Below are 3802 nucleotides of genomic sequence, written 5' to 3' on the forward strand. Positions count from 1 at the left end.
TATAAACAGGATTCCTATAACTAAAACGAACGTTCCGATAATTTCACTCACCAAGTTAGAAATCGGACTCCTAATCGCGGGATCCGTACAGAAAATAGCTTTCTTGGCCAATTGATCTTCGGTATCCTTCCAGTGCGGCAGATAGTGGAAATAAACGATTGCCGCCCCTATAAAGGCTCCCAACGTTTGAGCCACGATATACATAGGGACTTTTGACCATGGAAAATCCCCGACTGTTGCCAGGCCAAGCGTAACGGCAGGATTGATGTGAGCCCCGCTTACCTGTTTGACTGCATAGACACCCATAGCAACTGCCAGGCCCCAGGCGATCGTAATCAGCACCCAGCTCCCCTCAGCCTTTGTGTCTTTTAGATTGGCTCCAGCAATTACGCCTCCGCCTAAAATAATTAAAATCATCGTACCAATGAGTTCACCCATAAATTCCGTCAACGCTGCCACTTCCTTTCTATGAGAGACCGTCACGAAAAAATACACACAACGATTCGTAGTTCATCTACAAATGATTGTGTGTACCGTCAGTTCCTTTTCACGAAAAGGGCGTGTATGTATCCAAGTTGTTAAAAATCCCATAAGTCCATCTGTGAAGTAGAAACTGCAGAAGCTCCTGCACATAGAGCCTGTTCGACTTCTTCTTCGGTCCGGATCAAACCTCCGGCAATAACAGGAACTTCCAAACGGTCTTTGATCTCTTTTATCATTCCCGGAAGGATGCCAGGTAAAACTTCAACAAAGTCAGGTTTTGCTTTCTTAATGATGCTTACATTGTGTTCAATGGCCTGACTATCGATTAGAAATAACCGCTGCACGGAAACCAAGTTATATTTCTTTGCTTGATGGATGACGTGACTTCTCGTAGAGATCACCCCGTCTGGCTTAACTTCCTGGCCGATATATTCCATTCCATAATCATCAGCCTTCAGACCTTGAATAAGATCAATATGTACGAATATCTTTTTACCTGATTTCTGACCTACCTTAACAAGTTTACGTAAAAGCCCAAGCCTGGTCTCGAGAAGGACAATGTATTTAGTGTCGCTATCAAGCAGCGATTCATATTCTTTGATGGATTTTACTGCAGGCAAAACAGATTGTTCAAGCTTCATAGGATTCCCTCACTTCTTTTGAAAAAAGTCATCGCTTTCTCTCCGTTCATCCATCTCGGATTTCGAATAGATTACCTGCATCGGGTTACCTCCGACAAAAGAGCCTGCAGGAACATCTTTATGGACAAGTGTTCCTGCAGATACGATAGCACCATCACCGATCACCACTCCAGGGAGGATGGTCGTATTGGCACCAATCATCACTTCATTTCCGATGATGACATCACCGAGACGATATTCCTCAATCAAATATTCATGCGCCAAAATCGTCGTATTGTAACCAATGACCGTATTCTTTCCTACCCGGATCCGCTCAGGGTACATGACATCTAACATGACCATGAGCGCAAAGGCTGTTTGATCTCCTACATTCATTCTTAAAAAGGTCTTGTACAGCCAATTTTTCATTCCAAGGAAAGGAGTATATCGAGCCAACTGGATGACGACGAAGTTTTTTACCACTTTTAAGAAAGGCACAGTTTTGTACACATGCCAAAGTGAATTCGCTCCTTTGACAGGATATCGCTCGGTTTTACGCATTCGTTACCCTCCTGTAATTTCAAGCAGCTCACTCATATGGGTAAGCATATAATCGGGGTGAAGCTTGTCTAGCACGTCACGGCCTTTCACCGTCCAGGCCACTCCAGCTGTTTTCGTCCCTGCATTTTGCCCTGCTTCGATATCGTGAGTGTTATCTCCGACCATCAACGACTCTGACGCTTTGGCATCCAGAGCGTCAAGAGCCTTGACGATCGGTTCTGGATGAGGTTTCGCATTCAATACATCATCAAGGGTGACAACGGTTTCGAACAATCCGTTTAGACCGGTCAGTTCAAGCCCCATGTGCACCGTGTTCCGCATCTTGGTTGTTACGATGCCTAATCGGTACCCTTGTTCGTTCAGCTTATGAATCGTATCAACAACACCATCGTAGGCCTTCACATAATCATGGTGATGTTCAATATTATGCTTTCGATACGTTTCAATCATTTCTTCAACACGATCAGGGTTGATTTTTCTTAGACTTTCACGCAGAGGAGGGCCGATGAACTCGAGAATTTCTTCACGTCTATATTCACGATCGCTGTACTGGCTGATCGTATGGGTGAAGGAAGCGATGATCAATTCATTCGTGTCAATCAACGTTCCATCTAAATCAAAAAGAATTGTACCTATGCTCATTAGAAGTATCCTTTCTCTCATGTTGTAGCTTATTCCAAATAAAACCGACAGCGGCAGTCAGCAAAATCGCCGTCAATAACCGGATGGCAAGAAGCGGCCATACCGGAATGCCTAAAGGGATAAAAACCAAAGTATCTTCAACCACTGCGTGACAGGAAACTAAGAAAAGAACAGCTAAATACATGTCCTTTTTTGAAACGCCATCCTCTTCGACGGCCTGGATCATTAATCCTGCACCGTAAGCAAGACCGATTGTGAGTCCTGCGACAAGCGTCATCGAAGTGTTTCTTTCCATGCCGAGAAACTTTGTGAATGGAGCGACCCACTTTGAAAAAAGATCCAGCCACCCTTTTTCCCTTAAATATTGCATGAACATCATCAATGGAATGACGATTAAGGCAAGCTGAAAGATCCCGATGAGAGCAGTTTCCAGCCCATGCCAGATGATTTCAGGCCATCCATCCGGCTCAGCGATCTTCTCTGGCGCAAGGCCGTACTTTGCAACTTCGCCTCCACCCTTCCAAAAGGTATTGATCAAAACAGCGGACAGAAACGCCAGGCTCAGTCGAACACCTGCTACAAACCACCAGCTGACACCGACACGTTTTGCGACTGTCGATTCGATCAGCAAGTTATGGGAAAAAGAAAGCATGATCGCAAGAATAAACACTTCTTTTACAGTAAATTCAAACGAGATGATTGCAGCTATTCCTGCGTACAAATTCAAAAAGTTTCCGACGACAAGGGGAACGGCCGCTTCGCCAGTTAATCCGATCAACCTCATGACAGGTTCCAGTTTGCCCATCACCCATGGCAAGACAGGGGTGAACTGAAGGATCGTCACGATCAACGTGACTGGAAAAATTACTTTTCCGAGAGTCCAAGTCAGTTCCAGTCCCTTCTTGCCACCTCTTAAGAGTATTCCCTTCATTCCTTCTTCTCCTCTATTTTACTTTCTTTCCGTTATAATATTTATTCGCCATGCCTGATTTGCGTCGGTAGAAGATGACAGCAATCGCTAATGCGATGAGAACAATGGAAATAAACTGCGCCGTTCGGATCTGTCCGAATAAGTAAAGGCTGTCCGTACGCATGCCTTCAATAAAGAAACGCCCGAATGAGTACCAGATGACGTAGCTCAAGAACACTTCTCCTCGACGAGGATTGAATTTATGGCGTAAAACGAGAAGTAATATGAATCCGATAATGTTCCAGATAGATTCATAAAGAAAAGTCGGATGATACATAGTTCCATCAATGCACATTTGCTGATTGATAAACCCTGGCAAGTATTGCATGAAGTTATTGTAAAAGCTCTCCGTAACAGGGCCGCCATGGGCTTCCTGGTTCATAAAGTTTCCCCAGCGTCCGATGGCCTGACCAAGGATGATACTAGGTGCAGCAATATCGGCCATCATCCAGAAGGAGAGCCCTTTGATTTTTGTGTATAAATACGCGGTTAAAACAGAACCGATCAAAGCTCCATGAATCGCAAT

The 3802-nt window shown here is 44.6% G+C and carries 6 protein-coding genes; all 6 read right to left on the bottom strand.

Annotation, left to right across the window (positions count from 1 at the left end; translation table 11 throughout):
• A partial coding sequence (locus tag LD39_RS06250; protein WP_035544076.1) for an MIP/aquaporin family protein occupies positions 1 to 450 on the bottom strand: 450 nt, incomplete at its 3' end.
• Positions 451 to 578: 128 nt separating this feature from the next.
• Entirely contained in the window at positions 579 to 1124 is a 546-nt protein-coding gene (locus LD39_RS06255) for a glycerol-3-phosphate responsive antiterminator (RefSeq protein WP_035544079.1), read from the bottom strand.
• 9 nt (positions 1125 to 1133) lie between these two features.
• Positions 1134 to 1664 carry a DapH/DapD/GlmU-related protein gene (locus LD39_RS06260; RefSeq protein ID WP_035544080.1) on the bottom strand — a complete coding sequence of 177 codons (531 nt, stop codon included), beginning with the start codon at positions 1662 to 1664 and terminating at the stop codon, positions 1134 to 1136.
• Positions 1665 to 1667: 3 nt separating this feature from the next.
• Positions 1668 to 2306: a pyrophosphatase PpaX gene (gene ppaX, locus LD39_RS06265; RefSeq protein WP_035544082.1), complete on the bottom strand. Its 639-nt coding sequence runs from the start codon at positions 2304 to 2306 to the stop codon at positions 1668 to 1670.
• Positions 2281 to 3237 (bottom strand): nucleoside recognition domain-containing protein, encoded by a 957-nt coding sequence (locus LD39_RS06270; protein WP_035544085.1) that lies wholly within the window; start codon positions 3235 to 3237, stop codon positions 2281 to 2283. Before LD39_RS06270 ends, ppaX begins: the two co-directional genes overlap by 26 nt.
• 13 nt (positions 3238 to 3250) lie before the next feature.
• Positions 3251 to 3802: prolipoprotein diacylglyceryl transferase (lgt, locus tag LD39_RS06275; RefSeq protein ID WP_035544089.1), on the bottom strand; the 552-nt coding region annotated here is incomplete at its 5' end.

This window comes from Halobacillus sp. BBL2006, assembly GCF_000786645.1.
In the GTDB taxonomy this organism is placed as follows: Bacteria; Bacillota; Bacilli; order Bacillales; family Halobacillaceae; genus Halobacillus.

Excerpts from the sequence above, each read along its gene's own strand:
- LD39_RS06260 (WP_035544080.1), bottom strand. The coding sequence starts at position 1,664 with ATGCGTAAAACCGAGCGATATCCTGTCAAAGGAGCGAATTCACTTTGG.
- LD39_RS06270 (WP_035544085.1), bottom strand. The coding sequence starts at position 3,237 with ATGAAGGGAATACTCTTAAGAGGTGGCAAGAAGGGACTGGAACTGACT.
- ppaX (WP_035544082.1), bottom strand. The coding sequence starts at position 2,306 with ATGAGCATAGGTACAATTCTTTTTGATTTAGATGGAACGTTGATTGAC.
- LD39_RS06255 (WP_035544079.1), bottom strand. The coding sequence starts at position 1,124 with ATGAAGCTTGAACAATCTGTTTTGCCTGCAGTAAAATCCATCAAAGAA.